Here is a 17,907-nt window from a genome sequence, read left to right on the forward strand (position 1 = left end):
CAGCTGCTTGCCGACGTCATGATTGTGTCAGCGTCTAAGCCGAAGTTGTTGGGTGGAACTGTTGTGAGTTTTTCACCAAAAACGCCCCTGTTTTCTTATACGGAAAGCAGGGGCGTTGTGTGTTGTTATTTGTCGCGTTCGTGGCGGGGTTTGAAGACGTCTGCGCCGATGACGCGGGGGACTACTTTGGGTGCTTCGCCTAAAAGGTCGAGGAGGTTTTTGTCGCGTTCTGCTTGTTGGAGTACTCCTTTGACCCCTGTGCGTCGGGTGCGTGGATTAGTCCGCCGTCGATTTTCACGACCTCCAGCACCACCACCAGCACCGCCCATGGGTGCCCCGCCTGCCATGGTTGATCCACGACCAGTTGAACCGGCAGCTTGTGTGCCTGTTCCACCAGTTCCTGGTGTTCCATTACCGTTCCCAGAACCTGTTCCTGACTGTGATCCACCACCTGGATAACCACCTCGACTACCACCAGAACCAGAGCCCGATCCTGATCCGGAACCAGAGCCTGTTCCACCTGCGCCGCTGCGCAGCCCACCGGTACTGTACATGCCACCAGCGCCACTTCGTGTACCACCAGAATTTATTCCACCTGATGATCCACGCCCACCAGCACCAGCGCCCGCACCACTTCCAGCACCAACACCACTCCCAGCACCAGTACCAGTAGCAGTGTTGTGTCCGGTTCCTGGTGTGCCCCAGGTACTGCCGGTGTTTGCGTGTGTTGCAGCAGGGGTAAATCCCTGTCCTGATCCACCGTGGTTGGTTTGTCCTGATCCCCAGGTGTGGGTCCTTGCCCCCAGGCTATTAACACCACCGGGGTATTGGTGCATATTTACTGGGTTGACCACGTTTGGGTCAAACCCGAGGGATGCTTGTTGGGCTGCAATGTCATCGAGGACTTTGTGGGCTTGTAGGTGCGGATCAATCCCCATGTTTTGTGCGGTGTGTCCGCTGCGGGTTATCCCACCACCTGTGTGCCCTGGGCTTGTAAACCCTCCGGTGCTCCCGCCACCAGATCCTATTTCGGGTGCATCCATGAGGTTTCGCACACCTGGCATGGATGATACAAGTGTGCTGCCTAGTGCTTCTTTGAACCCTACGAGGTAGGTTTCTTCGAGTTGTTTTTTCATCGCTATTGCTGATGGGTGGGCACCAACCACATGCACACTTGCTAGTGCACCGGCAACGCTTTGAGCGTAGGCAGGCGCGATGGTTGATAGGTGTCGTACTGACGTAGCCATAACATCAGCGTTGGTGGCGAAGTTGATCCCTGTGGCGGACATCTCGTGGATTCGTGATGCTGCTGCTTCAAATACTTCACCGTAATTATGCTCTGCAAGATCACCAGCGACACGACGAAGCCGCGCACTAATATCCATCACACGATTTGATATGTCTGTCCAGATATCTGCTGCTTCGATAGCTGCTGCGTTATTGGTTGCAAGCAATGCTTCTTGCAGGCTTTCTAATGACGCAGCTTTTGATGTTATTGGCTCGGGGAAATCAAAGGGTGCAAACCCTAACTCAGGGCGGGTGGGGAACACCACTGGGGTGTACTCAGGTGTGCCACTGTGTTCGATCGCGTAGATATCTTCTGTGACGAACTGGTTTATTTCAACATTCGCATCATAACAAGCTTGAAGGTTGTGTTCTAACCAGTCGATCTGGCGTTCAAATGCTTCGAGCATTTCTTTCGCGCTACCAGCAGCCCCATCAAGGGCTTGCCCGTGGTACCGACCCATGTGGTCTAAACCACTGACCGTTGAAAACCCATCAAGCAACCCTTTGACTGGATAGTTTGACGCCATAGAAACAGCTTTTTTGATGGATTTTAGTTCGTTGATACTGTCACGAACTTGGCTTAGATTCAAGTACAGATAGTTCATCGGTATCCTCCTTTGACACGTAGTTTTTGCATAACTTCATAGGCACGACGACACAGCTCGTCTTTCGGTAATGGTTTTCTCTCCCGATATGTGTAGGTGATACTCAAACGCCCATTTTCAGTGCTCACAGCAGCATCGCAATGATCGGCAGTATCGTGCCGGATGTGACTGAAATACACGCGGTCATCGGCATCTGGGAACGTCGCATCAATAATCAGCCCACGCTCTTTGATATGGGCATAGGTCGCAAGATGCGTAGTGACGTTATAACCACCGTCTTGACCAAGCACCTCCATCCCACAATCAATCAACGTTGAACCTGCGGTAGCAGTTTCTACAACTTTTTTCAGCTCTAATTCTGTGAGCTCTTCAGCAGTTAACTCATCGCACGGGTTGTAGAGTTTTTGCGTGCGATTACTCGGATCGAACCCTTCCGTATATTCACGATCCGGGGGAAGCGGGATCATTGCCGGCCGATACCATAGATCAGGCACCACGGTAGGATTCGGAGTCGGTACCAACGAAGAAGCAACAGTTGTCGATGCAGCCTGAGTGGTCGATGAATGAGAACACCCAACCACCACAAGAGCAGAACTGATAACCAGTGGCAGTAGTGCTGTGCGTAATTTCATACACCCTCCTTCACACAGCGTTGTAAACAAAACTAGGGGCAAGGAAAAACCCTTCATTTATATAGGACTGGAAAAACACCATCCGCGTTCCCACGGGGGGTAAAACACACCACCCCCAAAGCGATAAGAGTGCTAGTACTTTTCTAAAAACAGGCAGGTGCTTCGAGGTGAAAACACGATGGGTCGAGAGTTCATCGGTATCCTCCTTTGACACGTAGTTTTTGCATAACTTCATAGGCACGACGACACAGCTCGTCTTTCGGTAATGGTTCTTTTTCGCGATATTTGTAGGTGATGCTCAAACGCCCATTTTCAGTGCTCACAGCAGCATCGCAATGATCGGCAGTATCGTGCCGGATGTGACTGAAATACACGCGGTCATCGACATCCGGGAACGTCGCATCAATAATCAGCCCACGCTCTTTGATATGGGCATAGGTCGCAAGATGCGTAGTGACGTTATAACCACCGTCTTGCCCAAGCACCTCCATCCCACAATCAAACAACGTTGATTCAGTACGCGTACGTCCTATTTTTTCCAGCTCTAACTCTGCGAGCTCTTCAGCAGTCAACTCATCACACGGGTTGTAGAGTTTTTGCGTGCGATTACTCGGATCGAACCCTTCCGTATATTCACGATCCGGGGGAAGCGGGATCATTGCGGGTCGATACCATAGATCAGGCACCACAGTAGGATTCGGGGTCGGCACCAACGAAGAAACAACAGTTGTCGATGCAGCCTGAGTGGTCGATGAATGAGAACACCCAACCACCACAAGAGCAGAACTGATCACCAGTGGTAGTAGTGCTGTGCGTGATTTCATACACCCTCCTTCACACAGCGTTACGGACAAAACCATGGGCAAGGAAAAGCTCTTCATTTATATAGGACTGGAAAAACACCATTCCCGTTCCCACGGGGGTAAAACACACCACCCCCAAAGCGGTAGGAGAGTAAATCCTTTTGAGGAATACACAAGTGTTGTGGCGCTATGCTTAGAACTATTTTCTGTGGTGAAAACTAACCCCACAGCCCCCACCCACAACCAATCGCTTGCTCAATTTCTAAGGAAAGCTAGGGCAAAACCTAGCAACGGAGTGTATTAATAGCGCAGATTGCCTGCGCCGGTATCAACAACAGCAACCCCGTAAGAAAGAAACACCTGATCAATCACAGGCACCGAATTATTGGTCTCCAGTACCACTTCTTTCAACCCCCGTGGATAGACAACGCCCACCTTTTCCCCTTGAGCGTTGACAATAATTCGACGCCGACTACGCCATGATTCCCGCTGCACCACATACCGGCGCCCATGACAATTCGCCTTCAGCACACGAGTACTCACACTCGACTTAGTCAACGTAAAAATCTTGCCCCGAGTGCTCGTCGCCCGCATCCGAAAACCAAGCCCCACCCCCACAGCAGACTCAATCAACAGGCGTTCTTTACCCACCTCAAGCACATCAGCACGAACATGGGCCAACACCTCCCCAGACTCAGTCCGAAGAACATTGTTGGCCCAAATCACGCGGATCATTTAGACAAGCCCAAAGATCACAATCGGAATCACAAGTAACAAGCAGATAGTCAAAACCAAAGTGCCCGACAGCATCTTCGCTTCAAGAGCGGTCTTAGTCACCCACGAAAGAAACACCTTCTGCTCATCACTCAACGAAGACACTTCGAACTCAGTAATGGACTTGCGCACACCATTATTGCCACCAGAAAACTGGCCCAACTTTTCGTCCGCAGAATCCACATAAACCCAGTCCTGACCAGCCTCATTCACAGCCGCAACGGACACGCCCGCCAAGTCGACGTCGATACGCTTCGAACGCCCAAACGGCTTCGCACCAGTAGTGGCCTGAAACACCCGACCATCCGGCAACATCGCAGTGAGAGAATGCTTATCCGCCTTCAACTCCCAAGAACCCTGCCCAACAGTAGCTACAGGATGCTGCGCCACATCCAGCGGAAACACCGCACGAGACTCATCTGCATCATCATGCAAATGGGCGCTTGGAACACCATGCTCAACCGAGCGATCAGACCACACTGAATACTTCATTTAGCAACCAATCAACCTCGCAGCCAGGTACGACTGCAGCTCATCAATCTTCACGCGCTCCTGCTGCATCGTGTCACGCTCACGGACAGTAACCGCACCGTCTTCGAGCGTATCAAAATCAACAGTCACACAGAAAGGAGTACCAATCTCATCCTGGCGACGGTAACGACGACCAATCGCACCCGACAAATCATAATCAACATTCCACAGCTGACGCAGATCGTGAGCAAGCTTCTCCGCAGTAGGAATCAAGGTGTCCTTCTTCGACAGCGGCAAAACAGCAACCTTCACAGGAGCCAAACGACGATCCAGCTTCAGCACCACACGAGTATCCACACCACCCTTAGCATTCGGAGCCTCATCCTCATGATAAGCATCACACAAGAATGCCATCATCGCACGAGTCAGACCGAAAGAAGGCTCGATTACGTGAGGAACATAACGCTCGCCCGACGCCTGGTCAAAGAAAGACAAATCCTCACCAGAGTGCTCAATGTGGCAGCCCAAATCGTAATCAGTACGGTTAGCCACGCCCATCAGCTCACCCCACTCATTACCCTGGAAACCGAAACGGTACTCAAAGTCAATAGTGCCGGCAGAGTAGTGCGCGCGCTCATCTTCCGGAACATCAAACTGACGGATGTTTTCTTCCTTGATACCCAGATCAATGAACCAGTTCCAGCAAGCCTGAACCCACTCGTCAAACTTCTCTTGTGCCTGTGCAGGAGGAACGAAATACTCGATCTCCATCTGCTCAAACTCGCGGGTACGGAAAATGAAGTTACCTGGAGTGATCTCGTTACGGAAAGCCTTACCCACCTGCCCGATGCCGAAAGGAGGCTTCATGCGGGATGTGGTGACAACATTCTTGAAGTTAATGAAGATACCCTGAGCAGTTTCTGGGCGCATGTAATGCAAACCCTGCTCGTTATCAACAGGGCCGAGGTAGGTCTTCATCAAACCGGAAAACAGCTGTGGCTCAGTCCATGCACCTGGCTGGCCAGTCTCTGGGTCAGGAACATCAGCAAGGCCATTTTCAGGCTTGTGCCCATGCTTTGCCTCATAAGCCTCAATCAGGTGATCTGCACGATAACGCTTATGGGTGTGCAGGGATTCAACCAGTGGGTCAGTGAAGGTATCGACATGCCCAGATGCATGCCAAACCTGGCGGGGCAAGATGATGGAGGAATCGAGACCAACCATATCGGCGCGAGCTTGGACGAATGTACGCCACCACTGCTTCTTGATGTTTTCCTTCAGCTCAACACCCAGTGGGCCGTAATCCCAAGCGGAACGGGTACCACCGTAGATCTCACCACAAGGGTAAACGAGTCCGCGACGCTTACAGAGGTTAACGACGGTGTCGATGACATTAGTTTTAGCCATAATGGGTGACAATCTCCTTGAAGGTATGGTGGGTTAGTTCCGGAACTCCATGAATGGCGTCCATGAGCCGGTCCAACAAATCACAAAACACTCCCAGACTCATAATTCCTCCACGACACAGCGCAAAATGCGTGCAACATATCGCAATGGTGTCTGACAGCATTTCTCTACCTTACTAACAATTGTGAAGAATGTCGCCACGGGGTTGTATCACCGTTCCATCACCGCAGCATCTCTAGATGGTTTTACGCCCCATACCCACCCTTGAATAGGCTACTGCCCTCTGACAGAAATTGGGGATTTTTAAAAAAAAGATTTCATTCACCCTGCAGCAGAAGCTACCTTGCGGCAGACTTTTTACAGCCTCTTACACTTTACTTTTTTCTTTAGCCCAGATTTTTCATGGGGTGGGTTTGGTGGTGGTGGGTTGGGGTGGTGTGTTTGTGGGGTTGGTTGGTTCACCTTCGCCCTTTGATTCGTGGTTTTTAGGGCAAGGTGTGCGTCCATAAAGTTGTGTGGGGTTTGGGGGTTGGGGTGTGCCTGCAGTGTGGCTGCCAGATCGCGTGTGTGGGCCTAGGGGTGTTAGGGTTTTCGTTTCTTCCAGCGTGGCTGTAGAAGGCTCTGGGTGTAGCCAATAAGCGTGACCAGTGTGTGGGTGTGGGGGTTGTGCTGGTCAAGCTGGAGGATGATGCGTCTGCTGCTTGTGGTGATTTTTGATGCAACCGCAACAAACCTTACACGGATAGTCTTCGGCACCCATGTCCACCAAGGCTTGCTTGTTTCTTGGTGTGAATGATCCTTGTGGTGGCAGGCGTCGATGAGTTTCGTCCAGGTAAGAAGTTGGTGGGATAGTGCAACGATCAAACACCAGATTTGGTTCGCCCCGAATTGTTTAAACGGCAGTTTACTAAGGCCTTGGTCTTTGGTGTCTTTGATGTGTTGTTCACATAAAGACCGATTACGGTAGCAGTAGTCAATGTGTTGAATATTCCCAATAAGGTTCGTTACGCACAGTTGGGCGCGAACACCATGTTGGTTGAAAAGACTGTGTTGGCACCCTGGGTGGGGTGGTTCGATTCGTGCGATAACACGCATATCCTCGGGGTAGTCAGCTAGAAGATTCACCAAAGGTTGGTGCTCATCTATATTTGCGGTGCGCAGTAGTCCGGTGATGTCTTCAAGGAAATGGTTCTCATCACAAACCAGATCCCCTGAAGCACGCACAATCGGCACCCGAGTATCCCACCGATCACAGTCTTTGCCTGTGTGAGCACTGGTTCCCAAGTGTTGTGTATCAGCGTTGGTTGTTTGTTGGGATTGAAGGTGATGGTCAAGGGTGATGCGCGCTGTCGGCGGGGCGGAATAACCCAGAACATACCCAAGGTTGTGATCGTTGAGGAAACTGATGAATTTCTTTGTCCCACCAGCACTGTCAGCACGGATGACTAATCGTTTGCCCCAGGGTTGACCATCACTGTGATCAGGCAGGGTGGCAAGAATCTCGTCAACAAGCTGGCAGTGATCACGAATTGTGTTTGCCCCGGCATTTCCTGGTCGAAGCAGGCAGTTAAGAAACTCCCCACCAGGCAGACCGATGCTGGTGTAATCAATAAAGGCACATAACGGGTGGAAACCAAAGCCTTTCTTATAGGTAGGCGTCGCGTTTTCCTTATCGGAATGTGCGGTAATCAACGTGGCATCAATATCGATAACCAGTGGTTGTTCAACTGTTGCCACCCGATGCGGAGCGTGATCACCTAACAAATCCCACACCCTAGTGCGAGCTTGTTTCGCTGCGTGGATAAACCCTTCTCGCACATGCTCGCTGGTATCTGCATATTCTGTGATCCGCCGCCATGCGGTTGTCACTGACGGTAACGATTTTGATGCTAACGCGGTTGAAACAGAAGAAAGCAAGGTGATGTCGTGGACATCATCCCCACCAGCAATCAACGATAAAGCCAGATTCACCCACACATCCCCTAACGTGTGCGTGAGCCCAGAACGCGGCAAAGCGGAATCAAGGCAGTCACTTATTCCCACCAATTCGGCTACGTGAGCAAACGGTAACACCCCCGCACCGGATACAAGATGAGAACAGCTAGCAACCCGTGGAATGTATGTGGTAGTCTTCACCTTGAAAGTGTTTCTTTCTGCCTAGATTATTGACTTCAAAACATCTCTATTCTAGCAGGTCAAGAAGCACTTTCTTTACTTTTTGCTCACCTTTTCACCCCACACCCATGAAAAATCCGGGTTAGTTAGTTCAATCACGTATCGCCAAACTTTCCCAATGCTCAAGATTGTGCAACATTTTGACCATTGACTAACGTAAAAAGCGGGAATTTCTGCACCCTCGATCAAGGAAAATCTCATGAACCGAAAGACTTGATCAATCCATAACACCCACATTAAGGGGTAAAATTTAGGAAAATTTAAAGATTTTTCAAGATGTGAAGCAATGAACACCCCCCCGCGCTAGAAAAATAGCAGCACAAAGCACATTTTCATTTGACACAACACACTTAGAGAGCGCTCACATTCAATAAAAGTCGCACGAATGCTTCTTCATCAGATTATTATGTACAGCTGTACAAAAGTTACCGAACCGTTCAGACTAAAAAATATATAACTACATGGGCATATATTTATACAAGAAAACACGGATCGTAGCTTTTGTCGCATGCTCCGGATGGAAGCAGTTCCGCTCCCTTTTCCCCATTGGATGCGGAATTGCCTCCCGTAATCCCTTGAAAAGAAGAAAGCCACGTCCATGTACACTTCCGAGACCCCTGCACCAGATCCTTTCGCCCCTCCACAGTTGGCAAATGTCGCCGAGTTTTTTAAGGCACTTGACTCTCCGATCCGTTTGCAGATCATCCACATTCTCTCCACTCGCGAACACTACGTGTATGAGATCGTCGAAAAGCTCAACAGCAGCCAGCCACTGATCAGCCAGCACTTGCGCGTTCTACGTGAAACTAAGATTGTTGACTGTACCCGCAGCGGTCGCCTAATTACCTATAAACTAGCTTGTCCAGGCGTTTTGGGAATTATCAACAAAGACTCCAATGCCTGCCACGCTGCCTAACCCATAGGAACACCGCCCTTGCTTAGCGTCCGTAACCTCTAAACTGCCCCAACTTTTAATCAGTTTCGAGACCTATACACCGCATGCGGATCGACGTCGCCCCGTCCTTCACCTGCCTGCGCCGCTCACCTTTTCCTTTTTACATCGTGTGCACCGCGAAGTGTCACCACTCCCCGCCTTTGTTGCTAACGCTCTTCCTTAATCATTAGTGCGCATAACTTCACATCGCCATGTGCGCGATTCGAATAAAAACAGGTGGGGGCTGTCTTCCACATTCATGGCAGATATGTCAGCTCTAATGTGGTGTTGGAATGGCGTGTGCAGCTGAGCTAGACACAGTTGAGTACAGCTACGTTACAGAAGCAATGTTCTTTCAACCTGCAATTTCTACCAGTTGCTCTACCACCCAGCAGTAGAACGGTACAGCTCGGGGCTAATGCAAGGTGATATCTTTGCGCTTACCCTCTTAGCGCCCAAGGGTTAACCTACTCCCCTACTGTGAATCCTTTACCGGCTTACTGCCTTTATTGATATTGATCACAGTGACACATTGGGGGCAACTAAAAGTTTTTCCATTGAAGCATTTACGAGTTAATTAGTTTTTCCCAACCCATCTATCCAATCTCGCTCGATATCACTGAGTTTTCGGCACAATTTCAGCCAGATTGAGGCATGCTTGAGTGTCGAGTTTTGCACCCGCACTCAAACTCTGTTTTTAATGGATCATTTATTTTCGTCTGCGAGCCCCCCTTAAGTCCGAAACTACTGCCCGATTATGTCCGATTCTTGAGTCATAGGCTTACCTAAAGTCGGAACAATGTTGGCGTTTGTCTAGGTTGTCTTTAGCTTTTTGTCACGTTTCGCGACTGTTTGTTCACATTTTCGGTACCCTAACCCGGATTTTTCATGGGTGTGGGGTGAAAAGGTGAGCAAAAAGTAAAGAAAGTGCTTCTTGACCTGCTAGAATAGAGATGTTTTGAAGTCAATAATCTAGGCAGAAAGAAACACTTTCAAGGTGAAGACTACCACATACATTCCACGGGTTGCTAGCTGTTCTCATCTTGTATCCGGTGCGGGGGTGTTACCGTTTGCTCACGTAGCCGAATTGGTGGGAATAAGTGACTGCCTTGATTCCGCTTTGCCGCGTTCTGGGCTCACGCACACGTTAGGGGATGTGTGGGTGAATCTGGCTTTATCGTTGATTGCTGGTGGGGATGATGTCCACGACATCACCTTGCTTTCTTCTGTTTCAACCGCGTTAGCATCAAAATCGTTACCGTCAGTGACAACCGCATGGCGGCGGATCACAGAATATGCAGATACCAGCGAGCATGTGCGAGAAGGGTTTATCCACGCAGCGAAACAAGCTCGCACTAGGGTGTGGGATTTGTTAGGTGATCACGCTCCGCATCGGGTGGCAACAGTTGAACAACCACTGGTTATCGATATTGATGCCACGTTGATTACCGCACATTCCGATAAGGAAAACGCGACGCCTACCTATAAGAAAGGCTTTGGTTTCCACCCGTTATGTGCCTTTATTGATTACACCAGCATCGGTCTGCCTGGTGGGGAGTTTCTTAACTGCCTGCTTCGACCAGGAAATGCCGGGGCAAACACAATTCGTGATCACTGCCAGCTTGTTGACGAGATTCTTGCCACCCTGCCTGATCACAGTGATGGTCAACCCTGGGGCAAACGATTAGTCATCCGTGCTGACAGTGCTGGTGGGACAAAGAAATTCATCAGTTTCCTCAACGATCACAACCTTGGGTATGTTCTGGGTTATTCCGCCCCGCCGACAGCGCGCATCACCCTTGACCATCACCTTCAATCCCAACAAACAACCAACGCTGATACACAACACTTGGGAACCAGTGCTCACACAGGCAAAGACTGTGATCGGTGGGATACTCGGGTGCCGATTGTGCGTGCTTCAGGGGATCTGGTTTGTGATGAGAACCATTTCCTTGAAGACATCACCGGACTACTGCGCACCGCAAATATAGATGAGCACCAACCTTTGGTGAATCTTCTAGCTGACTACCCCGAGGATATGCGTGTTATCGCACGAATCGAACCACCCCACCCAGGGTGCCAACACAGTCTTTTCAACCAACATGGTGTTCGCGCCCAACTGTGCGTAACGAACCTTATTGGGAATATTCAACACATTGACTACTGCTACCGTAATCGGTCTTTATGTGAACAACACATCAAAGACACCAAAGACCAAGGCCTTAGTAAACTGCCGTTTAAACAATTCGGGGCGAACCAAATCTGGTGTTTGATCGTTGCACTATCCCACCAACTTCTTACCTGGACGAAACTCATCGACGCCTGCCACCACAAAGATCATTCACACCAAGAAACAAGCAAGCCTTGGTGGACATGGGTGCCGAAGACTATCCGTGTAAGGTTTGTTGCGGTTGCATCAAAAATCACCACAAGCAGCAGACGCATCATCCTCCAGCTTGACCAGCACAACCCCCACACCCACACACTGGTCACGCTTATTGGCTACACCCAGAGCCTTCTACAGCCACGCTGGAAGAAACGAAAACCCTAACACCCCTAGGCCCACACACGCGATCTGGCAGCCACACTGCAGGCACACCCCAACCCCCAAACCCCACACAACTTTATGGACGCACACCTTGCCCTAAAAACCACGAATCAAAGGGCGAAGGTGAACCAACCAACCCCACAAACACACCACCCCAACCCACCACCACCAAACCCACCCCATGAAAAATCTGGGCTAAGCCGGAAAAGAAGTGCAGTATCCTGCATATTTGCAATAGTTTCCGGTTGTAAGGTTTTATATTCCCACTTTTGCAGTGAGCTTGCTCACAGAACGACGTTCATGTTTTCATTAAAATGCCAGCTTAAAGACTTTGAGACCCAAGAAACTTGCCACAATCTGCAGAAATAATCTTTGCGCTATTGAAACTAGACATCTAAGGTGGAAAACATCACAAGGTTTCGTGAAAACTGTTTCCATATCAACATAATCAAAAATTTGGGCTTTATCTAAGTTTTACTTATGTTGTTTTAGATTGTGGTTCTGTCGTGAGCGCACGTTACACGCGACCATCGAAAGCTTGTTTTTCACTAAAACTCTCGGATGCGGTGTTACACAACAACCCTTGACGCCTCCTTCGCCGAACTTTCTTGTGTTGTTCACAAGGGAGGTTGGGTTTGCGGGAACTGACAGTCCTTGTGCCGTACATCATGGCATCTGAAAAAATATAAAAAGGGAAAAGACTATTATGAACCGTACGATGGAACATTCTGTACCTAAGCTGGGCGTACGCAGCACCCGTCAGCGCACCGCAGTGATTGCTGTTCTGCGCGATATGGATAACTTTGCCTCCGCCAAGACCATTCACCAGGAACTGACCAACCGCGATCTCAAGGTTGGCCTGACCACCGTTTACCGTACCCTTCAGTCCCTGACTGATGTTGATGCAGTGGACGTTTTGCATATGTCTAACGGTGAGACCCTGTACCGCCACTGCCTGAATGGTGATCATCACCACCACCTCGTGTGCACCCAGTGCGGTCGCACTGTGGAAATCGAGGGTGGCCCTGTTGAAAAGTGGGCTAAGGAAGTGGCAAAGGCTCACGGCTTCCAGCTGACCGGCCATGATGCTGAGATCTACGGTTTGTGTGCTAACTGCACCGTCTAAGGATTAGGCCCCACCACCCTTTGTTGTGCACTGTCGTTGTGCACCACATGAGGGTGGGTGGGGGAAGAAAAGCTATCATTTTTTTCTTCCCCCACCCACCCTCATTTTTTTAATCCTATCCCCCCCCTCTCAATCCTTCATTTCCATGCACCGCTTGTAACCCGCCACTACGTGTGCGTTGCGTTCTTGTCACCATTTCGCCTTATGCGTAGTCGGTGCTGAGCACTTATTGCATGTCAATGATGCTGCCATAAATACTGGTGCATACAGTTATAAGGTTGCATGCACCAGCCCCGCCTAGAACTGCGACAATACATGTTTTTAGTTGACAGCTACTCCGAAGGCAGCCCCTAAAGCGTAGGTCACGCCCGCTGCGCCGAGGCCAATGCCGAGCTGGCGTAATGCCCTCATCAACGGTGGCTTTCCGGAAAGAACACCGGTAATCGAACCAGTCACCATCAGCGCAATGCCCACAAGAATAGAGGCAATAATCCCTGCCGTTAGGTTACTGATGTTGAAGAAGAATGGCAGGATCGGAATTAGCGCGCCACCACCGAAGCAGAAGAAACTATACATCGCAGCACCCCAAGCGCCACCGAGTTCCTGGGCAGGTGCGACATGTGTGCCGTCCATGAGATCAACCTGCTGGTGTTTTTCCAAGGTGGCAAATACCTTTTGCGCGTGGATTTCTGCCTCATCTTCGCTCATGCCGCGGGCACGGTAGACGAGCGCGAGTTCGTTCGCGTCGACGTCGAGAAGCGGAATCTTTTGCCCCGCATCAGGGTGAGGGGCAGAGGCTTCCAGCAATTCGTTGGAGCTTTTCACCGAAATGTACTCGCCCGCACCCATCGACAACGCGCCTGAGAGCATGCCAGAAAACCCAGCAAGCAGCACGAACTTCGGGTCGGCGCCGGAAGCCATCACACCCAAAACGAGCGCAAGGTTGGAGACTAAACCATCATTCGCACCGAACACTGCGGCGCGGAATGTGCCACTCATCTCTTCCCGTGCTTCCGCCGCTAATCCGCGCACCACTTCGGCGTGGATCGCTTCGTCAGCTTTCATTTGCGAGGTTGCGTCTTCGTCGCTTTCGTATGGGCTGCGCGACTCGGCGGTTTGCAGCATGGCAAGCGCAAACACGGTGCCGAAACGTCGCGCCATGAAGGCTAAGAATCGGGTTTTGAAGTCGGGTGTGCGGGGCATACCCACTTCATTGCCGAGTTTGTCACGCCAATACGTTTCGTGGCGTGCTTCCGCATCGGCGATGCGCAACAGAATTTCGCGCTGCTCGCCGTGTCGATTGCGGGCGAGTTCACGATAGACTGCTGCTTCGGCGCGTTCGTTCGCCAAATATTGTTGCCAGCGCCTAATTTGGCGCGGGGTGGGTTGACTCACTTAGTACCACCAAACCTGCGGTCACGACGGGCATATTCTTCCACGGCCTGGAATAGGTCTTCGTGGGTGTAGTCGGGAAATAGTTTATTTTGGAAGACCATTTCCGCGTAGGCCGACTGCCACAAAAGGAAATTAGAGATTCGTTTTTCCCCAGAAGGCCGTAAGAATAGGTCTACATCTGGCATGTCGGGTTCGTCAAGGAACTGGTGGAAGTTCTTTTCCGAAATATCCTCAGGTCGCAGTTCACCGGCGTGCATGCGGCGGGCGATCTCACGCACACCATCGACTATTTCGGCTCGTCCACCGTAGTTGATGCACATGTATAAGGTCATGCGGGTGTTATTTTTGGTGAGTTCTTCGGCTGCTTCGAGTTCTTTGATCACGCTGCGCCACAGGCGTGGGCGGCGTCCCACCCAGCGTATTTTGACTCCTTGTTCGTGCAGCCACATTTTGCGTCGTGAGAGCACGTCGCGGTTGAAGCCCATGAGGAACCGAACTTCATCAACGCTGCGCCGCCAGTTTTCCGTGCTGAAAGCATAAGCGGACAGGTGTGGGACGTTCATTGCAAGGCACGCATTCACCATATCCACGAGTACGGCTTCGCCACGTTTGTGGCCTTCCGTGCGTTTCAAGCCGCGCTGGGTGGCCCAGCGCCCATTGCCGTCCATGACTAAGGCGATGTGCTTGGGCATGAATTCTGCCGGGATGTGGGGTGGTACGAGTTGTTCAGTCACGCCTAGTATTGTGCCACGGAATGATTTTTTACGCTTGATCCAGTACCTTCAGCGACGCTAGTGTGCGTTCGGTGTGCCAGTGAAAGTGCGCTTCGGTGAGTCGATGAATGTTGCGTGCGTGCTGGGTGCTGATTGCAACAACGGGCTGCTTGTGGGTGAGTTGCCACATGATGTGGAGGGTTTCTTCGTCCACCTCGATGGTTCCTGGCACCCGGCAGTGCACGCACACTGCCCCGCCGGGTGCGGGATGAAAGGCATGGTGGGGCCCGGGTGTTTGGCAGGAGGCGCAGTGATAGAGGCTGGGTGCCCAGCCGGCGATGTTCATGGCGTGGAGTAAGAAGATGTCCAGCATGAGGGTGGGATTTTCTGCGCTGCGCATTTCTTCCAGCGCCCAGATGGTTAGTGGGTAGATGTCGGAGCTGGCGAGCCGTTCGGTGGCTTCGAGGATGGCGGAGGCTGCGAAGTAGCGTTCGGGGTGTTCGATGATGCCGGTTGCGAGGAATTTGAGGGTGTCGGCGCTGGTGATGGATTCGAGGTTGCGGCCTTTATATAAGGTGAGGTCGAGTTCGACGAAGGGTTGGAGTCGTGATCCGAAACGGGATTTGGCGCGGCGTACTCCTTTGGCTACGCCGCGGACAAGTCCGTGGTTTTTGGTAAGCAGGACGATGATGCGGTCGGCTTCACCGAAGTCGTAGGTGCGGATGACGATGCCCTGCACGCGGTAGGATTCGCGGGCCATTGTCCTCCCTTGGTGTTGCTTTAAGCTTGTCGACGCCCCCACCTACTCCCCCATTGTTGCGTACTGAGGAGATGGGGTTGCTGTGGCACGGGTATAAAAAACCGGCTGTAGCCTTCACTTGTGTTTTCACTGCAAGTATATCGCGGTGTTTTTCTCCGCAGTGCAGGCGGTGATGGACACAAGGTCTAAGGCTACAGCCGGTTTTTGCTGTGCGGTTTGCGGTTTAGAATCCTAGCCGTCCAAGCTGCTTGGGGTCGGATTGCCAGTTCTTGAGAACTTTGATGCGCAGATCGAGGTATACCTTGGAGCCAAGAAGTTGGCTGATTTGTGGCAGCGCGTTATGTATAATCCGCCCGAGGCGGCGTCCGCCTTTGCCAATGATGATGTCTTTTTGTCCTGGACGTTCCACGTAGATGACGACGTGGACGTCCAGTACACCTTTGCGTTCTTCGTTTGGAAGGATCTCATCGACTTCCACTGCCACGGAGTGTGGAAGTTCGTCTTGGAGGCCGGAAAGTGCGGCCTCGCGTACGAGTTCGGCGATGCGGGTTTCGGTGTCGTCGTCGGTGACGTGATCATCGGGGTAGAATTTCGGGCCTTCCGGCAGGTGCTTGACAATCACGTCGAGCAGCACGTCGCGTTGTTCGCCGGTGACTGCAGAGACTGGTACTACTTCGGACTCCCCGCCGAGGAGTTCGTGCAGCGCCATGAGCTGGACAGCAACTTGGTCGCGGCTGACTTTGTCCACCTTGGTCACAATGCCCAAGATGGGGGTTTTGGGGGCGACTTTACGCACGTTGTCGAGGATCCAACGGTCACCGGGGCCGATTTTTTCATCGGCGGGGATGGTAATGGCGATCAGATCCATGTCAGCGTAGGTGTCTTTAACTACCTCGTTGAGGCGTTCGCCGAGCAGGGTGCGGGGGCGGTGCATGCCAGGGGTGTCTACTACCACGATTTGTGCGTCGGGGCGGTGTACCAATCCCCGGATGGGGTGGCGGGTTGTTTCGGGCTGGTTCGCGGTGATTGCGATTTTTTGCCCCACTAAGGCGTTGGTCAGGGTGGACTTGCCGGTGTTGGGGCGGCCGACGAAACTAATGAAACCGGAACGGAAACCTTCCGGGGTATCGGTGAAACTCACCTGGCTCCTTAAAGCGATAGAAAACTGCTAGTGGTTTATAAGCTTAGCACTAGGCAATTTTGGTGACCTCGAACTGCAGTGCTGGTGCAGCGAAGTAGTCTTGGGCGTCGATAAGCAAAAGTTCGCGGGAATCGCGTTCGTGGGTGAGCTTGATCAGGTCGAAGATCGACGATGCGGTCTTCGCCAGCGCACTTGCTGCGTCGAACCCGCGCACATAGTGGCCGGTGAACAGTGCTGCGGTGACGTCGCCGGAACCGTTGCGCTTGGTGTCAAGGTAGGGGGTTTGCACTTTCCACGCGCCTTCATCGTTGACAACGACCATTTCAATGGTGCCGTCTTCGCGGTCGGGGCGCAGCACGGAGGTGACGAGCACTGTCTTCGGCCCCATGGCGCGCGCCGCCTCAGCAGCTTTGAGTGTGGAATCAATGCAGGTTGCTTCAACGCCGGTCAGGTAGCTGAGTTCGAACTGGTTGGGGGTAATGATGTCTGCGACGGGCACAACACGATCCCGCAGCAGCGGCGGGATGAGTTCGGAGACGAAGCAGCCGGATTTCGCGTTGCCCATCACGGGATCGCAGGCGTAGACCGCGTGTGGGTTTTCTGCTTTGATCTGTGCGACTGCATCGATGATCACATCAGCGATGTCGCTTCCGCCCTGGTAGCCGGAGATGATTGCGTCGATGCCACTAAATGCGCCACGTGCGCCTACGCCGGCGATCACGTCGCGTACCTGTGTAGCGGGGATGAGTTCGCCGCCCCATTCGCCGTAGCCGGTGTGGTTGGAGAAGTTGACGGTGTGTACGGGCCAGACTTCGTGCCCGATGCGCTGGAGTGGGAATACGGCTGCGGAGTTGCCAACGTGACCGTAGGAGACGTGGGATTGAATGGAAAGAATCGACATAGCTTCTATCTTTACCTATGTTGTCCCGCTTTACTAACTTTTCCCCGCGTGCCCGCTTTCGCGTATCGACGTCGCCGCCACGTCCCCATCACTGCTTACTCTGGCACGATGCAAGGGTTATTTTTAGGTTCATGGTCGCAGGGCGCGCCAGAGCCATCGGAGGAATGGTTTGAACTCCTTGATTTTGAGGCGATTAACAAAGAGTCCTCCGCTGCGTAGGAATGTGATAAGCCCT

General features: G+C 51.9%; 16 protein-coding genes. 4 read left to right on the top strand and 12 right to left on the bottom strand.

Annotated features, from left to right (window positions below):
* Window positions 1-125: 125 nt before the first annotated feature.
* The 7 genes from CFELI_RS09620 to CFELI_RS09650 form a co-directional block, all read right to left on the bottom strand.
* Window positions 126-1,892 carry a hypothetical protein gene (locus tag CFELI_RS09620; RefSeq protein ID WP_290258988.1) on the bottom strand — a complete coding sequence of 589 codons (1,767 nt, stop codon included), beginning with the start codon at window positions 1,890-1,892 and terminating at the stop codon, window positions 126-128.
* The gene (locus CFELI_RS09625; RefSeq protein ID WP_277105683.1) at window positions 1,889-2,524 is read right to left on the bottom strand and encodes a DUF3558 family protein; all 636 of its coding nucleotides are present in this window, start codon (window positions 2,522-2,524) and stop codon (window positions 1,889-1,891) included. The genes CFELI_RS09620 and CFELI_RS09625 overlap by 4 nt, the downstream gene beginning before the upstream one ends.
* 191 nt (window positions 2,525-2,715) lie before the next feature.
* Window positions 2,716-3,348 carry a DUF3558 family protein gene (locus tag CFELI_RS09630; RefSeq protein ID WP_290258989.1) on the bottom strand — a complete coding sequence of 211 codons (633 nt, stop codon included), beginning with the start codon at window positions 3,346-3,348 and terminating at the stop codon, window positions 2,716-2,718.
* 279 nt (window positions 3,349-3,627) lie between these two features.
* Entirely contained in the window at window positions 3,628-4,062 is a 435-nt protein-coding gene (locus tag CFELI_RS09635; RefSeq protein WP_277105063.1) for a hypothetical protein, read from the bottom strand.
* The gene (locus CFELI_RS09640; RefSeq protein WP_277105062.1) at window positions 4,063-4,593 is read right to left on the bottom strand and encodes a hypothetical protein; all 531 of its coding nucleotides are present in this window, start codon (window positions 4,591-4,593) and stop codon (window positions 4,063-4,065) included. It lies immediately after the preceding gene.
* Window positions 4,594-5,979: a glycine--tRNA ligase gene (locus CFELI_RS09645; RefSeq protein ID WP_277105061.1), complete on the bottom strand. Its 1,386-nt coding sequence runs from the start codon at window positions 5,977-5,979 to the stop codon at window positions 4,594-4,596.
* A gap of 582 nt (window positions 5,980-6,561) precedes the next feature.
* Window positions 6,562-8,115 (bottom strand): IS1380 family transposase, encoded by a 1,554-nt coding sequence (locus CFELI_RS09650; RefSeq protein WP_290258967.1) that lies wholly within the window; start codon window positions 8,113-8,115, stop codon window positions 6,562-6,564.
* A 637-nt stretch (window positions 8,116-8,752) separates the two neighbouring features.
* Between CFELI_RS09650 and CFELI_RS09655 the strand changes: the two genes are divergently transcribed.
* The 3 genes from CFELI_RS09655 (at window position 8,753) to CFELI_RS09665 (ending at window position 12,762) form a co-directional block, all read left to right on the top strand.
* Entirely contained in the window at window positions 8,753-9,070 is a 318-nt protein-coding gene (locus CFELI_RS09655) for an ArsR/SmtB family transcription factor (RefSeq protein WP_277103947.1), read from the top strand.
* 1,015 nt (window positions 9,071-10,085) lie between these two features.
* Entirely contained in the window at window positions 10,086-11,639 is a 1,554-nt protein-coding gene (locus CFELI_RS09660) for an IS1380 family transposase (RefSeq protein ID WP_290258967.1), read from the top strand.
* Between the two features lie 703 nt (window positions 11,640-12,342).
* Window positions 12,343-12,762: a Fur family transcriptional regulator gene (locus CFELI_RS09665; protein WP_277105658.1), complete on the top strand. Its 420-nt coding sequence runs from the start codon at window positions 12,343-12,345 to the stop codon at window positions 12,760-12,762.
* A 321-nt stretch (window positions 12,763-13,083) separates the two neighbouring features.
* Here the strand turns inward: CFELI_RS09665 and CFELI_RS09670 are convergent, their stop codons facing one another.
* From CFELI_RS09670 to pdxY, 5 genes are all read right to left on the bottom strand, one after another.
* Window positions 13,084-14,157: a VIT1/CCC1 transporter family protein gene (locus CFELI_RS09670; RefSeq protein ID WP_277105657.1), complete on the bottom strand. Its 1,074-nt coding sequence runs from the start codon at window positions 14,155-14,157 to the stop codon at window positions 13,084-13,086.
* Window positions 14,154-14,891, bottom strand: coding sequence for an isoprenyl transferase (locus CFELI_RS09675; protein WP_277105656.1), 738 nt, complete (start codon window positions 14,889-14,891; stop codon window positions 14,154-14,156). Before CFELI_RS09675 ends, CFELI_RS09670 begins: the two co-directional genes overlap by 4 nt.
* Before the next feature lie 28 nt (window positions 14,892-14,919).
* The gene (recO, locus tag CFELI_RS09680; RefSeq protein WP_277105655.1) at window positions 14,920-15,630 is read right to left on the bottom strand and encodes a DNA repair protein RecO; all 711 of its coding nucleotides are present in this window, start codon (window positions 15,628-15,630) and stop codon (window positions 14,920-14,922) included.
* Between the two features lie 223 nt (window positions 15,631-15,853).
* Window positions 15,854-16,771, bottom strand: a complete 918-nt coding sequence (gene era / locus CFELI_RS09685; RefSeq protein ID WP_277105654.1) for a GTPase Era — start codon at window positions 16,769-16,771, stop codon at window positions 15,854-15,856.
* Window positions 16,772-16,820: 49 nt separating this feature from the next.
* Complete coding sequence (gene pdxY, locus CFELI_RS09690) at window positions 16,821-17,672, bottom strand: pyridoxal kinase PdxY (protein WP_277105653.1); 852 nt, start codon at window positions 17,670-17,672, stop codon at window positions 16,821-16,823.
* A gap of 48 nt (window positions 17,673-17,720) precedes the next feature.
* On the opposite strand from pdxY, the gene CFELI_RS09695 reads away from it, so the two are divergent.
* A complete protein-coding gene (locus CFELI_RS09695; RefSeq protein WP_277105652.1) occupies window positions 17,721-17,891 on the top strand; it encodes a hypothetical protein in 171 nt (56 codons plus the stop codon).
* Window positions 17,892-17,907 lie beyond the last annotated feature (16 nt).

It is taken from the genome of Corynebacterium felinum (genome assembly GCF_030408755.1).
Classification (GTDB): Bacteria; Actinomycetota; Actinomycetes; order Mycobacteriales; family Mycobacteriaceae; genus Corynebacterium; species Corynebacterium felinum.

Excerpts from the sequence above, each read along its gene's own strand:
- CFELI_RS09640 (WP_277105062.1), bottom strand. The coding sequence starts at position 4,593 with ATGAAGTATTCAGTGTGGTCTGATCGCTCGGTTGAGCATGGTGTTCCA.
- pdxY (WP_277105653.1), bottom strand. The coding sequence starts at position 17,672 with ATGTCGATTCTTTCCATTCAATCCCACGTCTCCTACGGTCACGTTGGC.
- CFELI_RS09645 (WP_277105061.1), bottom strand. The coding sequence starts at position 5,979 with ATGGCTAAAACTAATGTCATCGACACCGTCGTTAACCTCTGTAAGCGT.
- CFELI_RS09665 (WP_277105658.1), top strand. The coding sequence starts at position 12,343 with ATGAACCGTACGATGGAACATTCTGTACCTAAGCTGGGCGTACGCAGC.
- CFELI_RS09625 (WP_277105683.1), bottom strand. The coding sequence starts at position 2,524 with ATGAAATTACGCACAGCACTACTGCCACTGGTTATCAGTTCTGCTCTT.
- CFELI_RS09655 (WP_277103947.1), top strand. The coding sequence starts at position 8,753 with ATGTACACTTCCGAGACCCCTGCACCAGATCCTTTCGCCCCTCCACAG.
- CFELI_RS09620 (WP_290258988.1), bottom strand. The coding sequence starts at position 1,892 with ATGAACTATCTGTACTTGAATCTAAGCCAAGTTCGTGACAGTATCAAC.
- recO (WP_277105655.1), bottom strand. The coding sequence starts at position 15,630 with ATGGCCCGCGAATCCTACCGCGTGCAGGGCATCGTCATCCGCACCTAC.
- CFELI_RS09630 (WP_290258989.1), bottom strand. The coding sequence starts at position 3,348 with ATGAAATCACGCACAGCACTACTACCACTGGTGATCAGTTCTGCTCTT.
- CFELI_RS09635 (WP_277105063.1), bottom strand. The coding sequence starts at position 4,062 with ATGATCCGCGTGATTTGGGCCAACAATGTTCTTCGGACTGAGTCTGGG.